Origin of the sequence: Gordonia sp. 852002-51296_SCH5728562-b, assembly GCF_001665475.1 — a bacterium.
Lineage (GTDB): Bacteria > Actinomycetota > Actinomycetes > Mycobacteriales > Mycobacteriaceae > Gordonia > Gordonia sputi.
Map to the genome: position 1 here is coordinate 42353 of NZ_LZMI01000049.1, position 26147 is coordinate 68499.

29 protein-coding genes and 1 tRNA gene are annotated in these 26147 nt (G+C 65.7%); 14 read left to right on the forward strand and 16 right to left on the reverse strand.

Features of this window, described 5'->3' with window-relative positions; all coding sequences use genetic code 11:
* The first annotated feature begins 68 nt into the window (after positions 1 to 68).
* Positions 69 to 491, forward strand: a complete 423-nt coding sequence (locus A5766_RS23815; protein WP_039856744.1) for a hypothetical protein — start codon at positions 69 to 71, stop codon at positions 489 to 491.
* Positions 492 to 526: 35 nt separating this feature from the next.
* On the opposite strand, the gene A5766_RS08795 is transcribed toward A5766_RS23815, so the two are convergent.
* On the reverse strand, positions 527 to 757 hold the full coding sequence (locus tag A5766_RS08795; protein ID WP_005208351.1) for a hypothetical protein: 231 nt from the start codon (positions 755 to 757) through the stop codon (positions 527 to 529).
* Between the two features lie 435 nt (positions 758 to 1192).
* On the opposite strand from A5766_RS08795, the gene A5766_RS08805 reads away from it, so the two are divergent.
* Positions 1193 to 1450 (forward strand): hypothetical protein, encoded by a 258-nt coding sequence (locus A5766_RS08805; protein ID WP_156527415.1) that lies wholly within the window; start codon positions 1193 to 1195, stop codon positions 1448 to 1450.
* 87 nt (positions 1451 to 1537) lie between these two features.
* On the opposite strand, the gene A5766_RS08810 is transcribed toward A5766_RS08805, so the two are convergent.
* A tRNA-Thr gene (locus A5766_RS08810) sits at positions 1538 to 1613 on the reverse strand.
* Positions 1614 to 1698: 85 nt separating this feature from the next.
* Positions 1699 to 2481, reverse strand: a complete 783-nt coding sequence (locus tag A5766_RS08815; protein ID WP_231894586.1) for an esterase/lipase family protein — start codon at positions 2479 to 2481, stop codon at positions 1699 to 1701.
* Between the two features lie 182 nt (positions 2482 to 2663).
* On the opposite strand from A5766_RS08815, the gene A5766_RS08820 reads away from it, so the two are divergent.
* Entirely contained in the window at positions 2664 to 3365 is a 702-nt protein-coding gene (locus A5766_RS08820; protein ID WP_005206738.1) for a VOC family protein, read from the forward strand.
* 8 nt (positions 3366 to 3373) lie between these two features.
* Here the strand turns inward: A5766_RS08820 and A5766_RS08825 are convergent, their stop codons facing one another.
* Positions 3374 to 4243 carry a type IV toxin-antitoxin system AbiEi family antitoxin domain-containing protein gene (locus A5766_RS08825; protein ID WP_005206737.1) on the reverse strand — a complete coding sequence of 290 codons (870 nt, stop codon included), beginning with the start codon at positions 4241 to 4243 and terminating at the stop codon, positions 3374 to 3376.
* A 287-nt stretch (positions 4244 to 4530) separates the two neighbouring features.
* On the opposite strand from A5766_RS08825, the gene A5766_RS08830 reads away from it, so the two are divergent.
* Both A5766_RS08830 and A5766_RS08835 read left to right on the forward strand, forming a co-directional pair.
* Positions 4531 to 5253, forward strand: a complete 723-nt coding sequence (locus A5766_RS08830) for a GntR family transcriptional regulator (RefSeq protein WP_064904286.1) — start codon at positions 4531 to 4533, stop codon at positions 5251 to 5253.
* The gene (locus A5766_RS08835; protein WP_442902951.1) at positions 5250 to 6503 is read left to right on the forward strand and encodes an MFS transporter; all 1254 of its coding nucleotides are present in this window, start codon (positions 5250 to 5252) and stop codon (positions 6501 to 6503) included. The genes A5766_RS08830 and A5766_RS08835 overlap by 4 nt, the downstream gene beginning before the upstream one ends.
* A 6-nt stretch (positions 6504 to 6509) precedes the next feature.
* Here the strand turns inward: A5766_RS08835 and A5766_RS08840 are convergent, their stop codons facing one another.
* Positions 6510 to 7022 carry a MarR family winged helix-turn-helix transcriptional regulator gene (locus A5766_RS08840; RefSeq protein WP_082965479.1) on the reverse strand — a complete coding sequence of 171 codons (513 nt, stop codon included), beginning with the start codon at positions 7020 to 7022 and terminating at the stop codon, positions 6510 to 6512.
* Positions 7015 to 8460, reverse strand: a complete 1446-nt coding sequence (locus A5766_RS08845) for an MFS transporter (protein ID WP_039855955.1) — start codon at positions 8458 to 8460, stop codon at positions 7015 to 7017. Before A5766_RS08845 ends, A5766_RS08840 begins: the two co-directional genes overlap by 8 nt.
* A gap of 157 nt (positions 8461 to 8617) precedes the next feature.
* Here A5766_RS08845 and A5766_RS08850 point away from each other — a divergent pair, with 157 nt between their 5' ends.
* Positions 8618 to 10687: a DUF6541 family protein gene (locus A5766_RS08850; protein ID WP_064904296.1), complete on the forward strand. Its 2070-nt coding sequence runs from the start codon at positions 8618 to 8620 to the stop codon at positions 10685 to 10687.
* A gap of 19 nt (positions 10688 to 10706) precedes the next feature.
* Here A5766_RS08850 and galE read toward each other — a convergent pair whose 3' ends face one another.
* Positions 10707 to 11726, reverse strand: coding sequence for a UDP-glucose 4-epimerase GalE (gene galE / locus A5766_RS08855; protein WP_039855954.1), 1020 nt, complete (start codon positions 11724 to 11726; stop codon positions 10707 to 10709).
* Between the two features lie 172 nt (positions 11727 to 11898).
* Here galE and A5766_RS08860 point away from each other — a divergent pair, with 172 nt between their 5' ends.
* The 3 genes from A5766_RS08860 (at position 11899) to A5766_RS08870 (ending at position 13734) form a co-directional block, all read left to right on the forward strand.
* Positions 11899 to 12234, forward strand: a complete 336-nt coding sequence (locus tag A5766_RS08860; protein ID WP_005206730.1) for a hypothetical protein — start codon at positions 11899 to 11901, stop codon at positions 12232 to 12234.
* Positions 12235 to 12302: 68 nt separating this feature from the next.
* Positions 12303 to 12671 carry a hypothetical protein gene (locus tag A5766_RS08865; RefSeq protein ID WP_005206729.1) on the forward strand — a complete coding sequence of 123 codons (369 nt, stop codon included), beginning with the start codon at positions 12303 to 12305 and terminating at the stop codon, positions 12669 to 12671.
* Positions 12672 to 12765: 94 nt separating this feature from the next.
* Entirely contained in the window at positions 12766 to 13734 is a 969-nt protein-coding gene (locus tag A5766_RS08870) for an alpha/beta hydrolase (RefSeq protein ID WP_005206728.1), read from the forward strand.
* Here A5766_RS08870 and A5766_RS08875 read toward each other — a convergent pair.
* From A5766_RS08875 to rfbB, 5 genes are all read right to left on the reverse strand, one after another.
* Positions 13680 to 14675, reverse strand: coding sequence for a tocopherol cyclase family protein (locus A5766_RS08875; RefSeq protein WP_064904299.1), 996 nt, complete (start codon positions 14673 to 14675; stop codon positions 13680 to 13682). The genes A5766_RS08870 and A5766_RS08875 overlap by 55 nt on opposite strands.
* Before the next feature lie 44 nt (positions 14676 to 14719).
* Positions 14720 to 15328, reverse strand: a complete 609-nt coding sequence (locus A5766_RS08880; protein ID WP_231894587.1) for a hypothetical protein — start codon at positions 15326 to 15328, stop codon at positions 14720 to 14722.
* A 79-nt stretch (positions 15329 to 15407) separates the two neighbouring features.
* Positions 15408 to 15947: a hypothetical protein gene (locus A5766_RS08885; RefSeq protein ID WP_005206725.1), complete on the reverse strand. Its 540-nt coding sequence runs from the start codon at positions 15945 to 15947 to the stop codon at positions 15408 to 15410.
* 174 nt (positions 15948 to 16121) lie between these two features.
* Entirely contained in the window at positions 16122 to 16466 is a 345-nt protein-coding gene (locus A5766_RS08890; RefSeq protein WP_005206724.1) for a hypothetical protein, read from the reverse strand.
* A gap of 596 nt (positions 16467 to 17062) precedes the next feature.
* Positions 17063 to 18067, reverse strand: a complete 1005-nt coding sequence (rfbB, locus tag A5766_RS08895) for a dTDP-glucose 4,6-dehydratase (protein WP_039855971.1) — start codon at positions 18065 to 18067, stop codon at positions 17063 to 17065.
* A 120-nt stretch (positions 18068 to 18187) separates the two neighbouring features.
* Here rfbB and rfbA point away from each other — a divergent pair, with 120 nt between their 5' ends.
* Both rfbA and A5766_RS08905 read left to right on the forward strand, forming a co-directional pair.
* Positions 18188 to 19066: a glucose-1-phosphate thymidylyltransferase RfbA gene (rfbA, locus tag A5766_RS08900; RefSeq protein WP_005206722.1), complete on the forward strand. Its 879-nt coding sequence runs from the start codon at positions 18188 to 18190 to the stop codon at positions 19064 to 19066.
* 28 nt (positions 19067 to 19094) lie between these two features.
* Entirely contained in the window at positions 19095 to 19721 is a 627-nt protein-coding gene (locus A5766_RS08905) for a dTDP-4-dehydrorhamnose 3,5-epimerase family protein (RefSeq protein ID WP_039855951.1), read from the forward strand.
* Positions 19722 to 19803: 82 nt separating this feature from the next.
* On the opposite strand, the gene A5766_RS08910 is transcribed toward A5766_RS08905, so the two are convergent.
* Both A5766_RS08910 and A5766_RS08915 read right to left on the reverse strand, forming a co-directional pair.
* Complete coding sequence (locus A5766_RS08910; protein WP_005206720.1) at positions 19804 to 20148, reverse strand: DUF2304 domain-containing protein; 345 nt, start codon at positions 20146 to 20148, stop codon at positions 19804 to 19806.
* Between the two features lie 2 nt (positions 20149 to 20150).
* Positions 20151 to 20882: a glycosyltransferase family 2 protein gene (locus A5766_RS08915; RefSeq protein ID WP_005206719.1), complete on the reverse strand. Its 732-nt coding sequence runs from the start codon at positions 20880 to 20882 to the stop codon at positions 20151 to 20153.
* Positions 20883 to 20964: 82 nt separating this feature from the next.
* On the opposite strand from A5766_RS08915, the gene A5766_RS08920 reads away from it, so the two are divergent.
* Positions 20965 to 21813, forward strand: a complete 849-nt coding sequence (locus A5766_RS08920; RefSeq protein ID WP_039855948.1) for a glycosyltransferase family 2 protein — start codon at positions 20965 to 20967, stop codon at positions 21811 to 21813.
* On the opposite strand, the gene A5766_RS08925 is transcribed toward A5766_RS08920, so the two are convergent.
* Both A5766_RS08925 and A5766_RS08930 read right to left on the reverse strand, forming a co-directional pair.
* Positions 21814 to 23085, reverse strand: coding sequence for a hypothetical protein (locus A5766_RS08925; protein WP_005206717.1), 1272 nt, complete (start codon positions 23083 to 23085; stop codon positions 21814 to 21816).
* A gap of 21 nt (positions 23086 to 23106) precedes the next feature.
* A complete protein-coding gene (locus tag A5766_RS08930) occupies positions 23107 to 24462 on the reverse strand; it encodes a M1 family metallopeptidase (RefSeq protein ID WP_064904288.1) in 1356 nt (451 codons plus the stop codon).
* A 245-nt stretch (positions 24463 to 24707) separates the two neighbouring features.
* Between A5766_RS08930 and A5766_RS08935 the strand changes: the two genes are divergently transcribed.
* Positions 24708 to 25127: a DoxX family protein gene (locus A5766_RS08935; protein ID WP_005206715.1), complete on the forward strand. Its 420-nt coding sequence runs from the start codon at positions 24708 to 24710 to the stop codon at positions 25125 to 25127.
* A gap of 430 nt (positions 25128 to 25557) precedes the next feature.
* Complete coding sequence (locus A5766_RS08940; RefSeq protein ID WP_156527416.1) at positions 25558 to 26043, forward strand: hypothetical protein; 486 nt, start codon at positions 25558 to 25560, stop codon at positions 26041 to 26043.
* The last annotated feature ends 104 nt before the right edge of the window (positions 26044 to 26147 follow it).

A 26147-nucleotide genomic window follows, 5' to 3' on the forward strand; every position in this document is an offset into this window, starting at 1 on the left:
CGTTGTTGTCCGTCGAGCCTGTGGATGACTCGCGTGGCATAGGGCGCTCAGCGCATTACACTCCTCGCATGTCGAAGAGGACGAAGGTCGGAATCTGTTGTGGTGCAGCCCTCGTGCTGTCACTTGCTGGTTGCTCATCGTCGGGTGAGCCGGTGGCGCAATCGAATTCGAGTGCCACAGACGTTGCGACTAGCGCTGCTGAGTCCTCCGCGGCTCAGCCGACGGGACCGTCGGTGGGCACCGCGACGATGAAAGTGATCGGCGGTTCGACGCCCGTCACGATCCGCTATCGCATCAACGGCGGACCGGAGACCACCGAGACCGCGGTGACGCTGCCGTGGAGCAAGGACTACCCGGTGTACGACAAGGTCTCGTCGAGCGTCAGCGTGACCGGCGGCGGCGAGGTGAGCTGCACGATCATGATGGGCAGCAGCCTGGTCGCCTACAAGACCGAGCCCAACCCGACCTGCGAGTTCGCGTACTACGGGTGATCAGGCGCCAGCACTGTTGCGCTGGTGTTCGCGGTTTACGGCTGGCTCAGCGGGGCACCCAGTCCGCGTCGCTCCAGACTGATTTGCAGGCCCTTGCTCGGCTCATTTGTTTGCAGCCATGTTCGAACACCTTCGACCTGCTGCTCGCGGGGCGCATCGAGCAAGTGGAGAATGGTCAGCAGTTGACCTGCCATTGCGGGCTGCGGGAGATCGACGTCGACAGGGACATAGACGCTGTCGTCCCAAAGACGATTCGCAATACCCATGATTCCATCCCGCGGTTCGACACAGATTTCAGATCAAACCCATGTTCTCGTTGATCCATACCGAGTGTACGGCTACACGAATCAGTGCGTCACTATGACGGCGCGAATCGTGGGAAGCGATCCCGCTTCGTCGACGCCTAGAATCTGAAGAACAACGTACGACGAGAGCAGTAACTCGCCTTGGTATGCGAGCGCACCGTCGCCCAGCGGAGGTATCCATAGCGCTGGTGTTCCAGCGGGCACCTCGAGCTCAAGCAACGCCGGTCCGGGACTAGAAGGTGGACGAGTGAACTCGTTGGCGGCGACGGCCCGGTGAACCGACGTTGCGAAGTAGCCCGATAGAGGAACGGTCTGGCCAATCAGGTCACTGAGGGCGCTCGTATCCAACCCGAATACCTTCGGAGCGCTGCGAACGCCCCGGTAAACGAGCACTCTTTGCGCCAACCGATGTCGCTCGATCAGTACATCGAGAATGTCGGCCCGTTCGACCATGAGCGCGTCGTCGGACTCCCCGCGGGCGACACGTTGAAATTCTTGGTACGTGCGGTCGTCGCGCTGCCAGAGGGAGATTATGTGCCGACTCTCATCGTCGAGAATTGCTGCGTCGGAGGCATACTCGGCGTCGAGGACACGAGCGGCAGCCTGTCCGTCTTGCCTGCCTGGACCGCCGATAGGCTGCGGTCCCGGTGGTAGCGTCAGCGTCTGCCCTTCCGGTCGTGATGACCACCAGAAGGTCACCGCGTCCGAAGAATCGTAGCCGTTGGTGTGGCCAGAGGGCACTGGAGCCGCCTAGGAGAATCGAACTCCTGACCTATTCATTACGAGTGAATCGCTCTACCGACTGAGCTAAGGCGGCGTGCTGCGCGAGGCAGCGCTCACGAGTGTAGCGAGCCGCGTCTGTGGAACCAAAACCGGCACCGAGATGGGCAAGGGGCACGCGCTCAGAATGGGAAGTCGCGGCCGCACGGGACCGCGACCGGCGAGCTCGGGTCCAGTGCGTTCTGTACCAGCGCGGCCACGGTCGGCGAGTAGATCATGCCCAGATGCCCGACCTTCGACGCCGGGCACACGTTCTGCACGACGACGTTCGTGACGTTCGGCGCGGGCTCCATCAGTGCGTTACGCAGCGGGAACACCACCTCGTCGTGCGTGGTGGCGAGGTTGACGTACCGGATCTTCGGGTGGTTGGGTCCGTTATCGCCCTCGCCGTTCGGCGTGGGTTTCCCGCCGAACGAGTACCCGCGATTCGCCCCCGAGACGTCGACGATGGTGCCGATCTGTGCGGCCCTGCCGGGCAACTGCGTGACCGACTGCGCAACCGCTGCGCCCTGCGAGTGTCCGACGAGGTCGACGGTGTGCGCCCCGGTCGCGCGACGGACGTGGTCGATGAAGGTGGCGAGTTGCTGCGTCGACTCTGCCCTAGGCGCCAGTCCGCCGACCGAACCGCTTCCCGGTACCTGGCCGAAGGTGAAGGTGTAGACACAAAAACCCGCGTTGGCCAGCGTCGGAGCGAGGAATGACCACGCTGACGACTGATTCGAGGTCGTGCCGTGCACCAGGATGACGGGATCGCGGTCGTATCGATCGTGACAGTCGGGTCGATTCGCGCCGGCGGGGGCGGCGTCGGCGGGCCCGGTCAGCCCGTCGCGTTGGGCGGCCACCACGTCGGTGGTCACCGGGAACGGGTCGGCGAGTGCCGCGCCGGCTCCGAATGATGTCGCCACCAGACCTGCTACCGCGAGCACCAGCGCATCGAAGGCATGCGCGTGTGTGCATGCCTTCGATCATCCCAGAATGTGCCGTCTCGCGGCAGTTGACGAAGAACTGCGTGAACTCCCGACAACCAGTTCATCTCGATCGGACACAACCGCGACCCACATACGACGATCCGCCGTACCGTCGGGCTATGGCCCCTTCTCCACGAAAGCCCGTCACCGCAGCAGACGCCTCCACACGGCTGTCCGACCCCTGGCGGGTCATCGGCAACAGCGTGCGTGCGGGGTACGACACCGGATCGATGGCCCGTGGCGTGCGCTTCCTCCATCGGATCGCACAGGAAGCGGAGATCGCCGACCACCACCCCGACATCGATCTGCGTTACGGCACAATCCATCTCACTCTGTCGACGCACAGTGCGCACCGCATCACCGAAGCCGACGTCGGGCTGGCGAACCTCATCGCGCAGATCGCCCGCGAGCTCGAGCTCGAGCCACTGTCCACACCGGAGGCCCGCTTCGACGTCGCCATCGACGCCCTCGACATCGACAAGATCCGACCCTTCTGGTCGGCCGTGCTCGGTTACAAGCAACTCGACGGCGACGCGCGCGACCTCGAAGCAGCCGACCTCGTCGACCCCGCCGGCCGTCTCCCCGCAATCTGGTTCCAACAGATGGACAGCGAGCGCTCGGAACGCAACCGGATACACCTCGACTTCTGGATCCCGCACGACGAGGTGGAGGGCCGACTGAGTGCCGCACTCGACGCCGGTGGCACGCTCGTCACGGACGAGTTCGCGCCCTCGTGGTGGGTACTCGCCGACGCCGAGGGCAACGAGGTGTGCCTGTGTACCTGGCAGGAGCGCGACGACAAGGGTTACGTCGGCGCGTAGCGCGCCCGTTACTGCGCGAAAAAGCCCACGATCTCAGTGATGTCGTCGAGGGTTTGGTCCCAGCCATACAGCACGTCGTCATAGGTCAGCCGGAGGGTGGGTCGACCCTGTGTGAGTGATCTGCGGTCGCGGTGTCGATCGTTGGTGTAGTTCGCCGGGCTGAGGTGGTAGAGCTTGCTGTCGCATTCGATCAGGAGTCGGCCGATCCGCAGGTCGGCGTGCTCGGCTTCGGAGATTTCGGGTTGTACCTCGACCTCGAAACCGGCTCGGCGACAACGGACTCGGGTCAGACTCTCGGTCCCGGACATCGACCGCGGATCGCATTCGAGAAGCAGGGCCTCGATGAGCGGACTCGTCTGGGGAAGCTTCAGCCGAAGGTCGTCGACATCGATGCCGAGCGTGTGCATCGCCGAATCGAGTGTGGCGATCGTGTCGTCGTCTTTCATGCAGCCCGCGGCGCACACCAGAGACAGACCGATGGTGTCGGTGATGGTGGTGACGGGCAGTGGTGCGCCGGGAAGTGTGCAGTAGTCCGCGCGCCTCGGCGACGCGCTCTTGCCCGCGCGCACGTGCAGCGAGTCGTATCCGGGCGGCACCCACAACTTGTGCTTGGTGAGCGCCGACGCGCAGGAGAGTGCGCCATAGCGTTTGGCTGCAGTCACGGCGTCCGGGTCGGCTTCGGGCTGGGCGTACCAGCCGCGGCGGGGAATGAGGAGTTCGCCGCGACGTACCTTTCTGCGCAGGTCGGCGTCGGTGAGCCCGCGTGCACGGAGCTCCGGCCGAGAAAAGACGCCGAGGTTGACCGCATCGGGATCGATCGCGCCGAGCGGAAGCGCATCGGGAGTGAGGTCGGGGTTCACCGGAGGTCGAATAACCATGGCATTTGGACGTTCTCCGTCCGCAAAGGTTCCGGACCGCTCCCGTTTTCAGTCATTTTCAGAGGGGTCCGGCGGCAAAAGCCCAGGTCGGCTCGCCGAGAAGGATCAGAAATGACTGAAAACGGGAGAGCCCGGAACGGGAGAGCCCGAAAACGGGACAGCTCAGCCGGCATGGCGCGGTGCCGGCGAGGCATGTCGTGCTTCTGTCGGACAAATCGTTATCGCGCGTCGCCGAGTAGGTCACAAAGATTCGACTCGCTAAGCAATCGGGAGTACAACTTGTATCTATGTTGGATCTGAGCGCGACATCGGCGGCCGACCGCGTATACGAGGAGGTCAAGGAACTCATCCTGACCAACGTCATCGCGGGCGGAGAGTTGATCAGCGAGGGCGAGGTGGCACAGCGCTGCGAGGTCAGTCGCACCCCGGTGCGTGAGGCGTTCCTTCGGTTGCAGGCAGAAGGCTGGATGCGGCTGTACCCGAAGCGCGGCGCGCTGGTGCTGCCGGTGACCGACACTGAGGCCCGCGACGTTGTCGACGCTCGGATTCTCATCGAGTCACACGCGGTGCGCGGACTCGTCGCTCGCGGTCTGCCGACCGGCGACCTGGTGGCGGACCTGCGCCGCAACCTTGCCGCGCACGCGAAGGTAGAGCCGGACGACATCGCCGACTTTGCCCGCGTCGACGCGCAGTTCCACCAGCGCATCGTCTCGGCCGGAGCCAACGGGGTACTTGCCGACTTCTACCTCGGTCTCGCAGAACGTCAGCGGCGCATGACCACCGCGAGCGTGCACCGGGAGCCGACCGTCACACCGCGGATCATTGCCGAACACACCGCGCTCGTCGACGCCATCGAATGCGCAGACGCCGACAGATTCACATCACTGCTCGTCGACCACGTCGCGGGTGTTCATCGCATCGACGATGTCTACGCCGTGCACGCGACCGCCGCGAGCGCCACCCACACGACCGACGCGCGCGGCACCCACGCAGAGGAAGGACAACGGTGACGACCACCGCAGACAACGCCACTCCCACAGTGACCGGTCCGACGGTTCGTCGCACCGCGTGGATCGCGGTGGCGCTCGCCGTCTTCGCATCTGCCTGGGGCGGAAACGAATTCACGCCGCTGCTCGTGATGTACCGCGAAACGGGCAACTTCGGGGCCGTCGCTGTCGATGCGTTGCTGTTCCTCTATGTCGTGGGCATCGTGCCGTCGCTGTTGATCGGTGGTCCGCTGTCGGATCGGTACGGGCGCCGTCCGCTGATGTTGCCCGCGCCGGTGTTTGCGGCGGTGGGGTCGCTGCTTCTCGCACTCGGTGCGAATTCCGTTGTGCTGCTGTCGATCGGTCGAGTGTTCAGCGGAATTGCGCTGGGACTGTCGATGGCGGTCGGTGGCAGTTGGATCACGGAGTTGTCGGTTCGTGGCGGCGCCGGCGCGGCCTCCGGGGCCCGACGCGCCGCGATGAGCCTTACCGCCGGATTCGGCATCGGTGCGGGCGTCGCCGGTGCGCTGGCTCAGTGGGCCCCGTGGCCGCACGTGCTCGCCTACGTGGTGAACATCTCGCTCGCGGCGATCGCCTTGGTGCTCCTGCTCGTCCGCGCGCCCGAAACACGTTCGCCCAGCGCCACTCCCGGGCGACTCGTCGACGACCTGAAGATCCCGTCGGCAGCACACCGTCGGTTCTTGTTCGTGGTGCTGCCGGTTGCTCCCTGGGTGTTCGGCGCATGCGCGTCGGCGTACGCGATCATCCCCGCGCTGATGTCGGCGCGCACCGCCGGAGCGCCTATCGCATTCGCCGCGCTGTGCTGTGTGCTCGGACTTGCGGCGGGTTTCGGTATCCAGTCGCTGGGACGTCGCATCGACAACCCCGACGGTGTGCGCGGCGTCGCCGCCGCACTCACGGTGCTGGCCGTCGGAATGGCGTTGGCGGCGTTGGCCGCTCACATGTTGACGATCTGGATGTCGCTGGTCGCTGCGACGGTTCTCGGCTGCGGCTACGGCATGGCGATGATCGCAGGTCTACTCGAGGTGCAACGCATCGCGGCTCGCAGCGGCCGCAACGACCTCGCCGGCCTCACCGCGGTGTTCTACAGCGTCACCTACCTGGGGTTCGCGATTCCGGCTGTGCTGGCGTTGATCACCGAGTTCTGGCACGCGGTCACCTACACGCACATGTTCATCTTCGGGATCGTCGCGGCACTGCTGTGTCTCGCCATCGCGCTGTACGGGCATCGTCGGCACGCCGTGGCCGCCTGACCGGGATCAGGCCTCGCGCTCGGAACTCCTGGTGAACATCTGGTGCAGCAGTTCCAGTTCGGCGGTAGAAGCCGTGGTGAGTACGTCGGGCGCGGGATCGTCGACGTCCCAGACGGTCTGGAGAACCTCGCGTCCGGCGTCGGTGAGGCGCACCTCTTTTCGACGACGGTCGCTCGACGACGGCTCGCGGACCACATAGCCGGCGGCTTCGAGGTCGGACACCGCGACCGACGCCGCAGGGGTATCGATGGTGGCCGCGTGAGCGATCTCGGTGATCGTCAGCGGACCGTTGCGTAACAGCTTCAACACCCGAATCCTGCTGAACGGCAAGCCTGTTTCGGCTACTACCGTGCGACGCCAGGCGTCGCGTGAGTCTGTCACGAACGAAGTCAGCTCACGCCAGACCTGCGCGACCAGTTCGTCGTGTCGGCCGGTTTCGTGCCCGCCAGGCTCGTCGCGTGACGCAGGTTCGTCGTGCGACATAGTGCCGTGCTCGTGGGCCGCTTCGGGTTCAGGCATGGGACATCTCCGGTTCGATCAGCCGCTCCGAGACGGTCCGCGCGGTCCGCAGCGCCCACGGTGTCGTGGACACGACGCCGAGGACGAGAATCGCTGCGCTGAAGGCGATCACGATCCACCACATGGCGGTCATCGCCGTCGAGAAGTCGATGGCCGTGTGCGCCGCGGCCAAACCGGTGACGCTACCGGCAAGTGCCACACCGAGACTCACGCCGATCTGACGACTCGTCGATGCCACGGCGCTGGCGGCTCCGGCGCGATGTCGGGGCATGCCTGCGACCGCGGAGTTGGTAATGGGCGCGTTGATCATCCCGAAGCCGAGTCCGAAGATGAAAAACATGAAGGCCAGCAGGGGGATCGGGGTGGCGTCGTCGATGAAGAGCATCATCGACGAACTGATGAGGAGTGCGATCCCGGCAATCACAAGCGACGGTCGCGTGCCCCAGCGACCCACCGCGCGCCCGGAGAGTGGCGAGCAGATCAACACCGCTACCGCGGGCGGAACGAGCATGGCGCCGGTGCCGACGGCGCTGAACCCGCGATCTTCCTGGAGATAGAGCGACATCAGGAACAAGAACCCACCCCAGTTGGCGAACGCGCAGATGGCGATGACGGTTGCCGACGCGAACGGCACGCTACCGAAGAATCGGAGGTCGATGAACGGGTCGTCGTGGCGTCGTTCCCACAGGAGAAATCCGACGAAAGCGACTGCTGCGACGACGAATACGACGATGGTGCGTGTTGATCCCCACCCGTGGCCAGGTCCCTCGATGAGGCCGTAGACAGCGCCGCCGAGAGCGATCATCGCCAATGCCTGTCCGATGGGATCGAGTGTGCGCATGATGGGCGAGCGTGATTCGGGCACCAGGATGGCGGTGAGCACGATCGCGATCAGGCAGATCGGCAGATTGATCCAGAACACCGCACGCCACCCGATGGTGTCGATGAGCACGCCGCCGACGATCGGTCCGGCAGCCATCGAGATCCCGACTACCGATCCCCACACGCCGATCGCGCGGGCGCGCTCACGAGGATCGACGAAGATCTGCGTGATGATCGACATCGCCACGGGGTTGAGCATCGAACCGCCGACGGCCTGCAGGGCGCGTGCGGCGATGAGAACCCCGACGCTCGGCGCCAGGCTGCACGCCAGCGATCCGATCGCGAACGTGACCAGACCGATCTGAAACAAGCGTTTGCGTCCGTATCGGTCGGCGGTGGCTCCGGACACCATCAACAGGCTGGCCAGTACCAGCGTGTAGATGTCGATGACCCACTGCAACGACGACACGCTCGCGTTCAGGTCCGTCCGGATCGCAGGCAGGGCGACGTTGACGATGGTGGCGTCCATCGACACGATCAGCAGACTCATGCAGCAGGTGCCGAGGATTGCCATCTTCCTGCGCGGCGTCAGCTCGACGGAAGTAGTTGTGGACATACAAAGATTGTAGAACTACAAGTACCCGACGTCCAGGGGTGACGGACACACGGTCAACGGTGGCATCGGGGTGGCGCGGTAACCTGCACGAGGTCGACCGGTTGGTCGGTCCGGGATGAATCCGGTTCCGGCCGGGTGAGTGAGAGGACGGGTGTCAGTGCTGCTCGGGGCGTGGGTGAGTGTGGTGACCGTCGTCCTGCTCATTGTTCCCGGGGCGTGTGTCGGACGTCGGATGACGCTGAGTTGGCCCGTCGCGATCGCGGCAGGCGCGCCCATCACGTTCGCGATCGTGAGCGTGTCGACCGTGCTCTACGGCGCGATCGGCTTCGAATGGAACGTCATCACCGCGCTGGTCGCCGTGCTCGTCGCATTTGCGCTGGCCTGGGTCTATTCCGCGCTGCTCGGCACGCGGGTGGGACGTCGAATCGCTCCAGCACCCGCCGCGACGTCGACCTCGGAGGACGGGACGGTCGACGCTCCGCTGAGCTGGCGTGCGGCACTGGGTGGCGGTATCGGAATCGCACTCGGGGCGATCATCATCGCGATCACGTGCATCAGGCCCATCGCCAAGACGGCCTTCGCGGGACTCAACAGCATTCCTCAGGTCTGGGATTCGCTCTGGCATGCGAGTTCGCTGCGCTGGATTCATGAGACCGGCGTCGGGTCGTCGTTGCGCATGGGTGAGCTCATGAACTACGACACCCACGGCTTCAACTACTACCCGAATACGTGGCACGCGCTCGGCGCCCTCGAGCTCCCGCTGACCGGCGCGAACCCGGTCCAGCTGTACAACACGTATTCGCCCGCGACGTTGGCGGTCACGGTCACGCTGGGTGTCGCATCGCTGGCGTACTGGTTTGCGCGACACCGCTTCGACACCTCGACGTCGGCGTTGATCGCGGGTGTCGCGGGCGCGGTGGCGGCGCTGTTCCCGTCGCTGCCGTATGTCGAGGTGCAGTTGACGTCGTTGCCGAATGCCGTGGGTGTGTCGATGGCGCCCATCGCCGCGGTGCTCACGATCAGTGCGGTGCGTGATCGACGTCGGGTGCTGCCCGCGGCCGTCGCGGTCTCCGGGGTGACGGCGACGCACCCGTCCGGTCTGATTCTGGTGGGTGTGATCGTCGGGGTGTGGTGGCTGTTCGAGGCGCTGCGTCGGCCCGTGCACAGCCGCGTCGGAGACTTCGTCGCCCTGGCGATTGCCGGGCTGGCGACAGTGGTGCTGGTCTTCCCGGTGGTGCTCGGCACAATTCGCGTCGCCGACACCAACGCGCTGCCGTTCTTCGACTTCCGTGTCGACACGGTCGGTGTGCTCGAAGGACTTTCGCAGGCACTGTTCAACGGCACGGTGCCGCTGCAGACGCAGGACTATCCGATGTGGGGGCTGGTGATCCTCACCGTGCTCGGTGCACTCGCGCTGCTGTGGCTACGGTGCTGGGGCGGGCTGGTGACGTGGGCGATCTTCGTGTTGGTGACCGCCAATTCGGTTGTCTCGCTTGGCCCGCTGTCGGCGCCGCTCGGGGTGATCGGCGGCTACTTCTACAACTCGCCGCACCGACTGACGTTCGTGGTGGCACTGTTCTGTGCGGCGGCCGCGGGCGTCGCTCTGGGAATCGCGGCGCTGGCCGTATCGCGGTGGGTGGCGCGATCGGGGTCCGGTGATCGCGTTGCGACGAAGCGACGTTGGGCTGTTCCGGTGACATTCGCCGTCCTGCTGGTCGTGATCGCGGGCGCTGCGGTGTGGCGCTACCCGTCGAATGCGCAGATCGCGTCGAAGGAGCGGGGTGAAAAGCTGGTCGGCAGAGACGATCTCGCCGCATACCACTGGCTCGATCGTCAGCCCGACGCGCACGACGCGCTGATCCTGAACAACCTCGATCAGGGCACCGGGTGGCTGTACCCGGTGACCGGGCTGACCCCGTTGTTCTCGTTCTACCGGGCAAACGAGTTCTCCGAGCGTCAGCGCGACTTGTACTGGGGGACAGCCCAAATCGGTGCCGACCCGCACGTCGATCAGATCGTCCGCGACATGAAGGTGCACTACGTCATCGACAGTCCGCCGAGCTATTGGCCGTTCCAGAACGGTGTCCCCGACCCGGAGCACGGCGTGCAGGGAGACCCGTTCCTGGCGCTGCGCGAGCATGGCGCGCCGGGGCTGACGCCAGTGTTCCGGCAGGGCAACGTCACGGTGTATCGGGTCAACGAGAACGTACTCACCGGGCCGCGCTGATCTGCCGCGAGCCGTACCCTCAGGCGTCTGGGTAGCCCTCCGGGTTGTTCGACTGCCAACGCCAGGTGTCGACGCACATGTCGTCGATTGTCTTGCCCGCGAACCAGTTCAGCTCTTTGTTCGCCCTGGTCGGGTCGGCGTACGACGCCGCGATGTCGCCGGCTCGACGCGGCGCGATCTCATACGGGATCGGCTTACCGCTGGCGCGTTCGAAGGCCTGCACCACCTGCAGTACCGAAACCCCTTGTCCGGTACCGAGATTCCACGTCGACATCGGTTCGGACCCTGCGCTGATCCGTTCCAGTGCCGCGACGTGCCCCGCGGCGAGGTCGTCGACGTGGATGTAGTCGCGCACGCCGGTGCCGTCGGGGGTGTCGTAGTCGTCGCCGAAGATCGAGAGCTTCTCACGACGCCCGACCGCGACCTGTGCGACGAAGGGCATCAGATTGTTGGGGATGCCACTGGGGTCCTCGCCGATCTGTCCGCTCGGGTGGGCCCCGACCGGGTTGAAGTAGCGCAGCGCGGCGATGCGCCAGGCGGGATCGCTCGCGGCGACGTCGCGCAGCACCTGCTCGATCATCACCTTGGTCCAGCCGTACGGATTGGTCGCCGACGTCGGGGAGTCCTCGGTCATCGGGAGTACCGGCTCTGCGCCGTAGACCGTGGCCGACGACGAGAACACCAGCCGGTGCACGTCGTGGCGTCGCATCGCGCGCAGCAGAGAGAAGGTGCTGCCGAGGTTGTTCTCGTAGTACTCGAGGGGCTTGGCCACCGACTCGCCGACGGCCTTGAACCCCGCGAAGTGGATCGCGGCGTCGACGTCCTCGTGGTCGAAGAACTTCTCCGTCTTGTCGACGTCGGTGAGGTCGAAGGAGTGGACCGGTATGTGGACGCCGGTCAGGGCCTCGAGTCGGCCGACGACCGTCGGCTTGGCGTTGCTGAAATCATCGACGACAACGACGTCGTGTCCTGCTTCGACGAGTCGGATCACGGTGTGTGAGCCGATGTAACCGGCCCCTCCACTGACGAGTACGCGCATGACAATCACGGTAAGCGCTACCGCTGGGATTCATCCACGCGGACCCTGTGAGCTACCCCTCGGCGAACAGATCGCGTACGGAAGTGCGCTCTCGGGTTGCGGTGTTCGAGCGCGTGAGGCCGAATGTGGTGATGCAGTTGTGTGAACTCATGAGAGGGATGGGCGACGCGCGGTGCTGACCGCCGAGGTTGCTTCGTTCGACATCGCTGCGGCAGCGGGCTGGTATTCGACGGTGGCCGGCCTGCTCGCGGGCTTCGCGCTGCTGGCGGTGCTGTTGCCGCTCGACCAGGACACCCGCGACGACGATGCCGAGGCTGCAGGGGCGAGCGGCGTGATCGTGTTCACGAGCGCGTTCTTCTCGCTGCTGATCCTCGCGTTCAGCTATGCGATCCTTTCGGGTCGGTCGAACGGTCCGGTTGCCGCGCATGAGCAGCAGCTCAACGGTGCGGCGTTCGGTCTGGCGTCGTTGTTGCTGCTGCTCGGCTTGCGCGAGGTGCTGCGGCTCTAGGGCACCAACCGGTCGATCATGCAGCCTGCGCAGAACCTTGTCTCTCGCCCCACAGCACTGTGGGGCCGATGATCGTGGTCGCCTTGCAGTTCAGCAACACCCTCGACACAGAGGCGTTGCGCGAGGGCGGACACGTGCGAGTGGAATGGCCTTTCTCGTCCGGCATCCGGATCAATCTCGTGGTGTCGATTGTGGCCATCGTGCTGATCGTGTTGGTGCCCGTCGTCGGGCGTAATCGGCGCGCCGCGGCCACGACGACGGCCGTGATCGGCGAGGCCACACTCGGATTCACGGTGCTGGTCACCCTGTGGTGCGCGTTCGTGGTGCCGCTGCTGCCGTCGGATTTCGTACTCGGCGCAGCGCTGGAACACCTGACGCTCGCAGTGGCCGCGATAGCCGCTGTCGTGTACTCGTGGGCGGCGTGGCTGACGCGCTGACCCGCTCGGGGTAGGCCGCCGGTTGCTGACACGAAAGACCCGGTCTGACAAGCTGTGCTCACCGGAATCTGGGTCGCGAGTGAGACGAGGGATCATGGGGTCAGAGCGCACCGATGTGGAGTTCACGTCCGACGGCGTCGTCATCCGAGCTTGGCTCTATCGACCAAATGTGCCGAATCCGCCGATCATCGTGATGGCGCATGGCCTCGGCGGCGTCAAGACCATGAGGCTCGACGCCTTCGCCGAGCGTTTCGCCGACGCGGGGTACGCATGCCTTGTCTTCGACTACCGACACTTCGGCGACAGCGACGGCGAGCCGAGGCAGCTGCTGTCGGTGCGCAGACAACTCGCCGACTACGACGCCGCGATCACCTACGCGAAGTCGCTCGACGGGGTCGACGCCGCTCGGGTCGTCGTGTGGGGATCGTCGTTCTCCGGAGGTCACGCGTTGACGTTGGCGTCGCGTCATCCCGGGCTCGCCGCGGCGATTTCGCAGTGCCCTTTCACCAGCGGTATCGCGTCCCTGGGTGCGCTGGACCCGATCTCGTCGGCAAAGGTCACCGCGCGCGCAATCGCCGACCTTGCGTCGAGTGCGGTGGGTCGCGACCCGGTGACGGTGGGGCTCACCGGACATGATCACGACGCCGCGCTGATGACCGCACCCGACGCCGAGTCCGGCTACGTCTCGTTGGTGCCCGACGGGGCGTCGTTCTCCAATCGTGTCACCGCGCGTACCGGTCTCGCGATTCCGCCGTACTCGCCCGCGCGGAAGGCGTCGCGTATCGGCATTCCCACGTTCGTGGCGATCTGCGAGACCGACAGTGTTGCCCCATCTGGTCCGACAGCGCGTGCGGTACAGGGCAATCCGCACATCACAGCGAAGATCTACCCGTACGGCCACTTCGACATCTACGTCGGTGATGCCTTCGAGGACGTCGTCGCCGACGAGTTGGCGTTCTTGCGCGATGTCGTTCCCGTCAACCCTCAGCGAGCGAGCGTGGCCGACGCTCACGCTGGGCGGTCACCGATCTCGAGTCCCGCCAGCGACGAGGTGCCGTCGTAGATGACGCGACCCCATTCCCGCACGGTGCAGCGCAGGGTCCCGTCGAGGAATTCGTAATCGGTGTCGACGTTGCGCCGCTCGTGCGGTATCGGCACCGGCAGCACGGGCGGTTCTCCGACACCGTGGCCGTCGAGCTCGATGGCGAATCGCACTGTGCGCGCGGTGATGTGCCAGTGCCAGGTGTCCCGGTCGAAGTGGTAGCTGGTCAGTGCGGGCGGGGTGATGCGCAGCACCCGTGAGTCAATGCGCACGACCACTCCGGTGACTTCCTGCTTCACCGGGCCGAGTTCGAGTAGCCCACCGGAGAACGCGACGCACACGTCGTCGTCGAAGTCATGCGCCTCGCCCCACCACCACCGCTGCGGGAAACCGGCACCCCAGTTGCGTTCGCAGTAGAGCCGGGCGTCGTCGAACCGCCAGTCCACGCCGGGTCCGGTGACCGTTGCCGACGCCCGGCCGCCAAGACAGTAAGCGTGCCAGTACTGGTTGAGGAACGGGATCGAAGAGAACACCCCGCCGCCGCCGAACGCCTTCGGCCAGGGTCGGGTGTTGTCGACACGCAGGTCGACGGTGACGTCGTCGATGGTCAGAGTGATGCCGCCTCGATTGGCATCGAGGTGATTCCCCTGTTCCTGCGCGCGGACGGAGAACCGGCGAGGATCGGCCACCGCATCACCGATCGCCGCCTGGCGGACGACGGCGCCGGGCTCGAGCACGATGGCCGCCGTCGACCAGTCCCCGGCGTCGTGGCGGTTGCAACTGCACAGTGCGACCACTGCGCGGCCGGTTGCCCGGTCGGTCAGCCGCCAGAACCAGCCCTCCATCTCGGTGCCGTGGGACGGCAAGGGGTCGCCGTATGGGACATCGGCACCGGTGCGGCGATAGAGCGCCACGAGTTCGCGGCGCGGCCGGTCGAGGGGGCGCATACCCGATTGTGGCATCCGGGCGGGAACTGCACGCGAGTCCTGCGTGATGTCGCGTCGAGTCACTTCGGGCAGGTGTGCGTCGCCACGGCACCGCCCGCGAGCGTGCCGATCGGCCCGACGGTCGGCGGCGAGAGGCACTGCATCACGCCGCCGAGCGTCGGAGTCAGGGTGCGCGGGTCGAATTGGAATGTCCAACGCAGGTGCAGATCCGGCGACGGTCGTCGACCCGGGTACATGCCGAACGCCTCGGGCAATGTCGAACCGGGTCCGCGTCCGACGAAGGCATATCGCCGAGTGCCGGGAGCGCCCTGGTTTGCACTGTGGAGCTTGCGCAACACCGTGAAGAAGTACGGGGCGCTGCCCGGGCTGTCCTGCCGGTAGATCCCGGCGAACTCGTAGACCTGAACGCCTGCGGCGAACAGTGCCTGGTACGGGAGGTTCGCCACGTCGTCGACGATCGATACGTGTGTTGGTGCGGCATCGGCGTGGGCGCCTCCGGTGAACGCCACGCCGCCGGCCACCGCCGCCGCGACCAGCGCGGTGGCGACTCGGGTCCCCAATTTTCGAGAGTCGGTACCGCGGGTCGAACCGATGCTGACCTCCGATGGTCGACGCCCCGACAGACCTCCCTCTCGCTCCAGAGTGTCGACGGTCGACGGATGTGTCATCCCTCGCGAGTCAATGAAACGAACCTGTTATCGGCGACGACGCCTGGTCGACCATCGGTGGCCTTTCGGTCACAGTGGCTCAGCCGCCGCAACGGTTGCCGAGAATCGCAGCGCCGCCGGTCAGCGGTCCGATGGGGCCGGAGATCAACTTCGGGCACGGCAGGGGGTGCGGGTCGTAGCTCAGTGGCTGCAGCGTCTGAGGGTTGACGCGGAAGTAGAAGTTGCCGACGTTGTGCGGCTCGGGATGCAGTCGCGAGTAGAGGGCGAACACCTCCGGCAGCTGTGTGCCGGGGCCGAGTCCGACGAACCCGTATCGCAGGCTCCCCGGCTTACCCTCGCGCGGGTTGTGCAGCTTCCTGAGCACGGTGTAGTAGTACCGCGGGGTGATCCCGGTCGAATCGGACGTGCCGCGAACCGTCGTCGCATACTCGTATACCTGCACGCCCGCGCCGAAGAGTGCCTGGTAGGTCAGGTCGCCGAGTTGGTCGACCTGGTGGATGCCGGGTTGTGTCGGCGCGGCGTGCGCGCTGGGTGCTGTTGCTACTGCCGCGCCGCTGGCGATTGTTGCCGCGGCGAGTGCGGCTACGACGCCGCGACGAATACGTGAAGCTGTGACCATGAGAATCTCCGATGCCGTGTGTGCTGGACGAACCTCTGTACTGGGGGATTCGTAGCGGCGTCGAAAATCGTTAGCCTGCGTAATTCAATGAGACGACGGGCCGGGATGTTGGCGCCGTGTGGTGACAAGGGTGCTCGTTCATGTCTCGGTGGCGATCAATCTCATTCGGAGCGCTCAGTCACCCACCCGGCTCCAGAACTTCCCCTCAATTCCGTTGTCTCGCAGAAACTCCTCCAAGTCGTCCGTGTGTGTGAACCGATTCTTGATGGTCGGCAGCAGTTCGTCGTCGGATTCGAGACCGAGTAGCTCTCGGAGCCGAGCGACCGCGTCGGACGAGAATTGCTTCTTGAACTCGTACTCGTAGGCACCGAAGAATTGCTCGACGCCGCCGCCGAGGTCGTGGCCTTCGATCATGAGTCCACCGTCGTCGGTGAGTCGGACGACTCGCAGCATGGTGCCCTTGCTGTCGCGGACGTTGCTGATGACCACGCTGTTCGTGGGTTGGTTTTCGGTTGTCATCTGCCGCCTTGCGGTCGAGGGGGATTGATGAATGGGACTTCGGGGAGAGTGAGGTCCGGAAGACCTTTTCGCGATTCCAAGAATAGCACTTATCGCACGTGTGCGTAAAGTGTCCGACCGCGATGCTGACCTCCGAACGTGAGACGACGGGCCAGGGGTCGGGTGCTGGGCATGCTCGGGCGGCGTGAGGGCTGATGTCGGGCGACTCTCCGTACAGCTACCTGATCTGTGTGCAGCCACCTTGGGCGGTGCAGAAGGTGGCTGTGCACAGATGAGGTAGCTGCGGGCCGGGTCGCTGGCTCTTCGACCAGTTGGTGTGCGGCTCGGGCTAGTTCGGCGGCTTGTCGGCCAGTGGTCGGGTGCTGGGCATGCTCGGGCGGCGTGCGGCGTGTGGGCTGAGGTCGGCGGCTCTCGGTACAGCCACCTGATGTGCGTGCAGCCACCTTGGGCGGTGCAGAAGGTAGCTGTGCACAGATGAGGTAACTGCGCGTCGAGTCGCTGACTCTAAGACCAGCTAGTGCACGGCTCGGGCACCATGGCCGCGCTGGTCGGGATCGTGGTCGCCGCGCTCTACGCCCGGCGGGCGCGCGGCACGCTCAGCCGATGACCTGTTCGGTGCTGGCGTACTTCGCCTCCGCGTCGCCCTTGGCGGCCTGCCACCACGCGGGGTTGGCGCGGTACCAGTCGATGGTCGCCGACAGGCCGGAGCGGAAGTCGGTGTAGCGCGGTGACCAGCCCAGTTCGGTCCGCAGGCGCGTCGAATCGATGGCGTAGCGGCGGTCGTGGCCGGGGCGGTCGGTGACGAAGTCGAAGGCGTCGCGCGGCTGTCCGAGCAGTTCCAGGATGGTTTCGACGACGGTCCGGTTGTCCACCTCGCCGTCGGCGCCGATCAGATAGGTCTCGCCGATCTCGCCCTTCTCGATGATCGTCCAGACGGCGTCGTTGTGGTCGTCGACGTGAATCCAGTCGCGCACGTTGCGGCCGTCGCCGTAGAGCTTGGGCCGCACGCCGGAGAGCACGTTGGTGATCTGGCGGGGAATGAACTTCTCGACGTGCTGGTAGGGGCCGTAGTTGTTGGAACAGTTCGAGATGGTCGCGGGCACCCCGAACGATCGCACCCAGGCACGAACCAGCAGGTCACTGCCCGCTTTGGTGGAGCTGTACGGGCTCGACGGGTTGTACGGCGTCGACTCGGTGAACCGCGACGGGTCGTCGAGGTCGAGGTCGCCGTAGACCTCGTCGGTGCTGATGTGGTGATACCGCACGTCGTGGCGGCGAACCCCTTCGAGCAGGGTGTACGTGCCGACGAGGTTGGTCTGCACAAAGGCCGACGGGTCGGCGAGCGAGTTGTCGTTGTGTGACTCCGCTGCGAAGTGGACGACGAGATCGGCGTCGGCGATCAGGCGGTCGGTCAGCGCGGCGTCGGCGATGTCGCCCTCGACGAGGTTGATGCGATCCGCGACGGGTGCCAGCGTCGCGGGGCTGGCCGCATAGGTGAGCTTGTCGAGGACCGTCAACTGCGCGTCAGGGCGCTGTTCGAGCGTGCGGAGGACGAAGTTCGCCCCGATGAACCCGGCTCCGCCGGTGACCAGGAGCTTCAACGTCGTTCCCTTCGTACGTGCTGTGGACCCGCGCACAGGGGTCGCAGGGTGCAGGGTCATCAGAGTACCGAGCCGTTGGGAGGGGTGTTCCGGTGAGCAGCACCGTTTAGTCTGATCTGCATGCGTGGAATCATTCTCGCCGGCGGCACGGGGTCGCGGCTGCACCCGATCACGCAGGGTGTGAGTAAGCAACTCGTCCCGGTCTACGACAAGCCGATGATCTACTACCCGTTGTCGACGCTGATGTTGGCGGGTATCCGCGACATCCTGGTGATCACCACGCCTCAGGATGCCGCTGCGTTTTCCGGGCTGTTGGGTGACGGGAGTCAGTTCGGTATCGACATCTCGTACGTCACGCAGGCGTCACCGGACGGTTTGGCGCAGGCGTTTGTGTTGGGTGCCGATCACATCGGGAACGAGTCGGTGGCGCTGGTGCTCGGCGACAACATCTTCTACGGGCCGGGTCTCGGCTCGCAGCTCAAGGGGTTCGAGGCGATCGACGGTGGCGCGATCTTTGCCTACTGGGTGGCCAATCCGACGGCCTACGGCGTCGTCGATTTCGACGCGCAGGGGCGGGCGGTGTCGTTGGAGGAGAAGCCGACCTCCCCGAAGTCCAACTACGCGGTGCCGGGGCTGTACTTCTACGACAACGACGTCATCGAGATCGCGCGTGGCCTGCAGCCGAGTGCGCGAGGCGAGTACGAGATCACCGACATCAACGCGCACTATCTCGATCAGGGCAAGCTCGCGGTGAAGGTGCTGCCGCGCGGGACCGCCTGGCTCGATACGGGGACGTTTGATTCGCTGCTGGACGCCGGCAACTTCGTGCGCACCGTCGAGCAGCGACAGGGACTGAAAATCGCTGTGCCCGAAGAGATTGCGTGGCGGCAGGGGTACCTGTCCGACGATGAGCTCGCGACGCGCGCCGAGACGCTGCGCAAGTCGGGCTACGGCAACTATCTGCTCGACATCCTCGCCCGCGGTAAGGGTTTCGAGTGAACACGATGCACGAAACAAGGGAGCGCGCGTGAAAATCCGTCCGTTGTCGATCGACGGTGCTTGGGAGTTCACGCCCGTGCAGCACGGCGACGCTCGCGGCCTGTTCGCCGAGGTGTTCAAGGGAGATCTGCTCGACGACGTGATCGGTCACCGCCTCGACCTCGCGCAGGTCAACCTGTCTGTGTCGGCCGCGGGCGTCTTGCGGGGCGTGCACTTCGCCGACGTTCCGCCAGGGCAGGCGAAGTACGTGACGTGTCCGAAGGGTGCGATCCTCGACGTGATCGTCGACATCCGCGTCGGCTCACCGACTTTCGGCACCTACGACACGGTGCTCCTCGACGACGTCGACCGTCGTGCGGTCTACCTCTCCGAGGGGCTCGGGCATGCGTTCTGCGCACTCGAAGACGGGTCGACTGCGACGTACCTGTGCTCGACCGGCTACAACCCCGGTGCAGAACACGGGATCAATCCACTCGACCCGGAGCTGGGCATCGAATGGCCGACGCTCGCGCGTGACGGTTCACCACTGGTCTACGAATTATCCGAGAAGGACACTGCGGCACCGGGTTTGACCGCCGCACGCGAATCGGGGCTGCTGCCGGACTACGCCGACGTGACCTCTTATCTGCGGTCGCTGGCCGAAGGGGCGTCGTAGACGCGGCTCGTTCTGGTGAACGCGGCTGGTACACCAGCCGCGTGTGCAAGTTCGGGAGGCGTTTGGAGGCTGGCCGGGGCAGTCAGTCGCGCCGGTTCTCGACCTCGGCGTTCTGCAGGGCGACGGCGCGCGCGAGTCGTGCGTAGCGGATCTCCAGCTCGCGGAACCTGAGATACGTTGCGACAGTGGTGAATGCGAATGCGATCACCAGGCAGTAGAGCACCAGGTCGGTGCCGCGGCCGACGCCCACCCAGCCCGCGACGGTCGTCAGATCGTTGGGACGGAACATCGCGTAGACGCCGAACACCACGAACGCGACGAACAGAAGCTTCACTCCCGCAGATGATCTCGCGTTCCCACGGTTGGTGACGAAGAACCACACGAGTCCGAGGGCCGCGAGCAGGAGCAGTATCTGGATGACGATCATGGCTATCTCCTCATGCGCCCGTGCAGCAGACCGTCGGCGACGATGTTGACGCCGTTGATCAGTGACTGCCCCTTGGCGCGCGAGTAGTCGGTGTAGAGGATGGTGACCGGCTGCTCCGCGACCCGCCAGTGATGGTGGTCGATGAGCGCGACGAACTCCGACGCGTGGCTCATGCCGGCCATCAGCAGGTCGAGCTGGTCGGCGACGGTCTTGTTGAACGCGCGGAGGCCGTTGTGGGCGTCGGAGAGTCCGAGCCTGCGCGTGCGCGGACTCAGGAAGACGACGGTCCGCAGCACGATCCGGCGCAGCAGCGGCACCGACTCGCTTCGGCCGTCGGCGAATCGGGTGCCGACGATGATGTCGACGGGCTCGGTGCGCAGGCGATCGATCATCGCGATGACGTCGTCGACGCGGTGTTGGCCGTCGGCGTCGAAGGTGACGAAGTACTGGGCGCCGGGCCGCGCTCGCGCGTATTCGACCCCGGTCTGGATCGCGGCGCCCTGCCCGAGATTGACCGGATGGCGCACGAGGTGGATGCCGCCGGTCTGCGTGCTCTCGACGTCGGCCGCTGCTGACCTGATCTGAGCGACCGAGTCGTCGGAGCTGCCGTCGTCAACGCAGACGATGTTCGGGAAGGTCTTCGAGGCGTCGACCAGGACGTCGCGGATCACCTCGCCCTCGTTGTAGACGGGGATCACCAACCACACGTCGTCGTTGGTGGGGCGTTCCGTCATGGGGGTAACCCTATCGGAGCAGGTGCGGGGCACTTCGGACGTGCCCGGAAGGCGTGGGCGCGTCAACGTCTACCCTGATCGGGTGCCTATCGACGTCATGATGCCCTTCTACGGCGACGTCGAGCAGTTCAAGCAGGCAGTCACCAGCGTTCTGGAGCAGTCGGACCCCGACTTTCGGCTCGTCGTCGTCGACGATGGTTATCCGAGCGATGAGCCGCGCGAATGGTTGGCCGGCCTCGACGACGGCCGCGTCCACTACGAACGCAACGCGCACAACCTCGGCGTGAACGGCAATTTTCGACGCTGCGTCGACCTCGTCACCGCCGACCGGTACGTCGTGATGGGCTGCGACGACGTGATGCTGCCCGGGTATCTCGCGGGTGTCCGTGCGCTGGCCGACGCGCATCCCGACGCTGCGGTGATCGCGCCGGGTGTCGAGGTGATCGATGCCGACGATCAGGTGGTGCGCCCGCTCGGGGATCGGATCAAGGCGGTGCTCGCGCCGTCGTCTGCGACGGTCCTGCGCGGCGAGGCGATGGCCACCAGCCTGTATCGCGGCAACTGGACCTACTTTCCGTCGCTGCTGTGGCGCACCGATGCCGTGCGGGCGGTCGGGTTCAGGGAGGGCCTCGACGTCGTCCTCGACCTCGCACTCCTCGTCGACCTCGCCTTCGCGGGGGAGGCGCTCGCCTACGACCCGCGCGTGCTGTTCCGGTACCGCCGCCACGACGCGTCGGTCAGCTCGGTGCAGGCGGTCGACGGTCGACGCTTTGCCGAGGAGAACGCCTTCTTCGACGGCGAGGCGCGCCGATGTGCAGCGCGCGGATGGACGCGCGCGGCGCGGGCGGCACGGCTGCACGCGACGTCGCGGCTGCACCACGGCATGGCGCGGATCGCGGGCGCGGCGTCGAAAATCCGTCGCACGAACTGACTACCCCGAGAACGTGGCAAGTCGGCCCAGGTGCACGCTTGCCCCGACGAGCGGCCCGACGACCAAGGACAGCGCGACGCGGTCGGTCACCTCGAGCGGCACGGTCAGCAGCGCGGCGCAGGCGATCGCGGCAACCCACCACCCCGCCGCGTACCACCGGTGCGCGCCGACGGACAGCGTGGCCGCGCCGGTGACGGTCAGCAGTCCCAGGGCCGTGGCGCCGACCATGAACAGCGCGATGGTGCCGCCGCCGAGCGTGAAGTCGGCGCCGAAGATGTGGGTGAGCAGCCAGGAGCCGATCGCCCACGCCGCGACCGCGCCGATCGCACCGACCACGACGACCGCGGCCAGCGGCACGGCGAGCGAGCGCAGCAACGCGTCGCGCGCCGCGACGAACCGGGTGATCAGCACGCCTTGAAAGCTGTTGAGCGGCACCAGTAGTGGCGCTCTGGTCAAAGTGACCGCCAGGATGACGGCACCCACAACACGCGAATCGTCGTCGGCGCGCGCGGTGACGTTGATCAGCACCGGGAAGCCCATCACCACCACCGCCGACGCCAGTGCGGCCGCCATCGCGGTGAGGGTGTTGCCCGCCAGGCGTCGGTCGTCGACGTCGCCGGGCAATCCGACGGCGCGTCGGGCCGTCGACGACGTTGCGAGCACCACGAGCCACGACACCGAGCCGACCACCGTGATCACCAGAAACGCCAGCACACCCCAGCCGAAAGCGACTGCGATGCCCGCGCCGACCAGTCGGATCAGCGCGTCGACGCTCAGCAGGACGGCGAACGGCGACCACGACAGCGACCCCGACAATGCGCCGCAGAGGTGCGCGTACACCGCGAAGCTCGCGACCCCGACCGCGAGCAGCACCACCGACAGCGCGCGGTACTGGTCGAACACGTGGCCGCTCCACAGCGGCGACGTCGCCGCGACGATGACTGCGAGCGCCGCGCCGATACCGACGTTGACCAGCAACGGTCGGCCGAGGCGTGTGCGCGTCTCCGAGGCGGCGCGGATGGTGCGCGTCGTCTCCTGGAGCTGCCCGTTCTGTGCGCCGGTGACGAGGCCGTATGCCGCCCAGAAGACCGCGAAGACGGCGTATCCGATCGCGCCGAGCTGCCGTGCGGCGAGGAGCAGAACCAGGTAGCCCGACGCCGCCGCAATGATCGTCGCGATGGTGACGCGACCGACGGCGCTGCGCCCGCCGGAGCTGGGCCCGGTCGCACCGTCGGACACCGCGGGGATCTCGGGATCAGGACCCGAAGTCATCGACACATCGATGCCCCGGCGTCAGGACGGTTCGGGGAACGCCGGAAGCTCCGGTGTGAACAGCCAGGTCTGCCACAGATCGTTCAGCGGGGAGTCGGAGTAGTTTGCCGCGAGCGCGATGAAGTCCTCGGTCGTGACGGTTCCGTAGCGGTACTTCTCGGTCCAACGATGCAGGAGTGCGAAGAAGTTTCCGTCACCGATGCGAAGACGCAAGGCGTGCAACGTGATTGCGCCGCGTTTGTAGACCCAGTCGTCGAACATCTTGCGCGGGCCGGGATCGACGAGCGTGACCCGGACCGGATTGGCGGCGAGCTTGGCGTAGTAATGTCGCGCCCATTCGCCTGCGCTGCGTCCGCCCGATCGTTGGCTCCACAGCCACTCGGAGTAGCAGGCGAATCCCTCGTGGAGCCAGATGTCGTGCCACTGCTCGAGTGTCACCGAATTGCCGAACCACTGATGGGCGAGTTCGTGGGCGATCAGCCTCTCGGCGTCGCGGCTGCCGTCGCAGTGGTTGGCCCCGAATGTGCTGAAACTCTGTGCCTCGATGGGGATTTCGAGCGAATCGTCGGTCACCACGACGGTGTACTTGGCAAACGGGTAGGGGCCGAACATCTCGGTGAACGCCTCGACCATCTCCAACTGTTTGCCGAAGTCGACGCGGAAGTTCTCCTTCAGTCGTGACGGCAGGGTCGCTTCCACCGGAACGGGTTTCGATGCCAGCCGGATGTGCTCGTATGGTCCGATCTGGATCGAGGCCAGATAGGTCGACATCGGTTCGATCTGTTCGTAGACCCACGTCGTCTGTGCTGCGCGTACGCGTTTGGACTCGAGCACGCCGTTGGCGAGTGCGTAGTACGGGCTGTCGGTGGTGATCGAGATGCGGTAGGGCGCTTTGGCGCTCGGGTGGTCGTCGCAGGGAAACCACGACGCCGCGCCGTTGGGCTGGTTGGCGCACAGTGAGCCGTCGGTCAGTTCTTCCCATCCGACGGTGCCCCACGGGCCTCGGATGGGGCGCGGGGTGCCGCTGTAGCGGATGACGATCGTCATCGCTCCGCCCGGCTGGATGGGGGAGTCGGGGGTGATGAACAGCTTGCGCTGCCGGTGGCTGTACCTGGCCCGCCTGTCGTTGACGGTGACCTTGCTGACATTGAGCGTCGACGCCATGTCGAGGCTGAAACGCGCCAGCTCCACATACGACGTCGCGGTCAGCGTCGCAGCGCCTTCGAGGCGGTTGCTGGCGACTTTGTATTCGAGGTCGAGGTCGTAGCGGGAGATGCGGTAACCGAGATTGCCGTTGTCCGGCAGGTAGGGGTCGACGCTGTCGGCCGGTGTACCGAGAACAGGTTGCCGTGAACTCTTTCCCGACTTTCCCGGCACGCAACGGCTCCTGTCTCTGGCCCTACTGGCTGACTCTTCGGCTCTACCATCTACCCGAGCCTGTCCAGCTTGTCCGGCTTGGGCTTTTTCGGCGTCGTTTTCTCGATCGGGACGCGAGAACTCACCCTACCCGTAGCGTTGGTTTCGTGAGGCGCGTCAGGTTGTAAACGGACTAGGGTCCGGTTAGATTCATGTTCGATACGAACAACGCAAGGGGCGAACACCGTCCTGAGAAAGGTGACAGCATGTACCCGATCCGCAGTCTGGGACTCTTTGCCGCACGGGTGATCCTCGGCATCATCTTCATCGCGCACGGTTGGCAGAAGCTCCACACCTTCGGGCTCGATGGCACCAAGGCCAGCTTCTCCAAGATGGGTGCGCCCTTCCCCGAGTTCTCCGCGTACTACGCGACCTGGGTCGAGCTGATCGGCGGCATTCTGCTGATCGCCGGGGCCCTTCTGCCGCTCGTCTCCGTGCTGCTGATCATCGACATGATCGGCGCGATCTTCGTCGCCCACATCGATCATGGGTTCTGGGCGTCCGATGGCGGTTACGAGTTCCCGCTCGCGCTCATCGCGGGTCTCCTCGCGGTCGGCTTCGCGTCGGCGGGCGGTCTGGCCTTCGACACCCACGTCTTCCGACGCCGAAATCGCGTGGCCGACTAGCGGCAATGTGGTCCGCCCCGGGCGACGCGCGGCATCGCCCGGGGCGGTGCGTACACAACTGTGACGTCAGCGAGGCGCGGCGACGATTATTGTCGTGCCCTCGCGCTGACGACCGGATTGTGTACGTACCGGGCGACAACCATAGTGAATGAAACAGGCTATGGCACAGCCCAGCCCAAGGTGATCGCGTGGCCGACTAGCGGCAATGTGGTCCGGTCGGGCGACGCGCGGCGTCGTCCGGGGTTAGTAATCTCGCCAGGTGGAGCAGCCTCGCGACCCCTGGCCCGTCGACCGGCGACCTCAAGCGACATCCGCTGACTTCTGGTCTGGACCGACAAGCCCGCCTCCCGGGCCGGCGGTCTATCAGACGCCAGGCCACTATCCGCATCCGAACGGCGCGTACCACCTGGGGCCGCCCATGGGCGTTGGTATGGGGTACGGCGTTGATCCGGTGATGCTGGCCATGAAGCGTCCCGTGCAGGTCACGGTGTTCGGATGGCTGCAGCTGCTGGCATCGATTCTCGGCGTGGTGTCGGGGGCTTTTCTGCTGCTTTTCATCGCAGGAAGGCCGGGCGCTCAAGAGGTCGAACCATCGCAGGTCGCCGTCATCATCGGCGAGGTCGCGTGGCTTCTGCTCAACTTCGGACTGGCGATCGGGCTGCTTCGCGGGTCGAGAGGGCCCTACTTGTTCTACTGCGCCATCGCGGTGATCAGCCTCGTGCTACTCGGGATCGCCGTCGTGGGCACGATCGTCGGGGTCGTCCTCGTCGGCCTGCTCGCGTTGGCGGCGCTCTTGGTGGTCGCGGTGTGGGCTGCTGTAGCCGCAGTCTGGGCCTACCTTTTGTTCAACCGGTCCACGAAGGCCTATTTCTCGCGCCAAAGTGCCCAGATCCGGGCCGCGGGATGCGCCGCATAGCGCGGAATTCTCACTGGAGAAGGCCGTCGATGGTGACCCGGTGGGGAAGCTGCGCAACATCTGCGGGTGGTGTCGTCGAGACGCCCGGGGCGGTACGTACACAA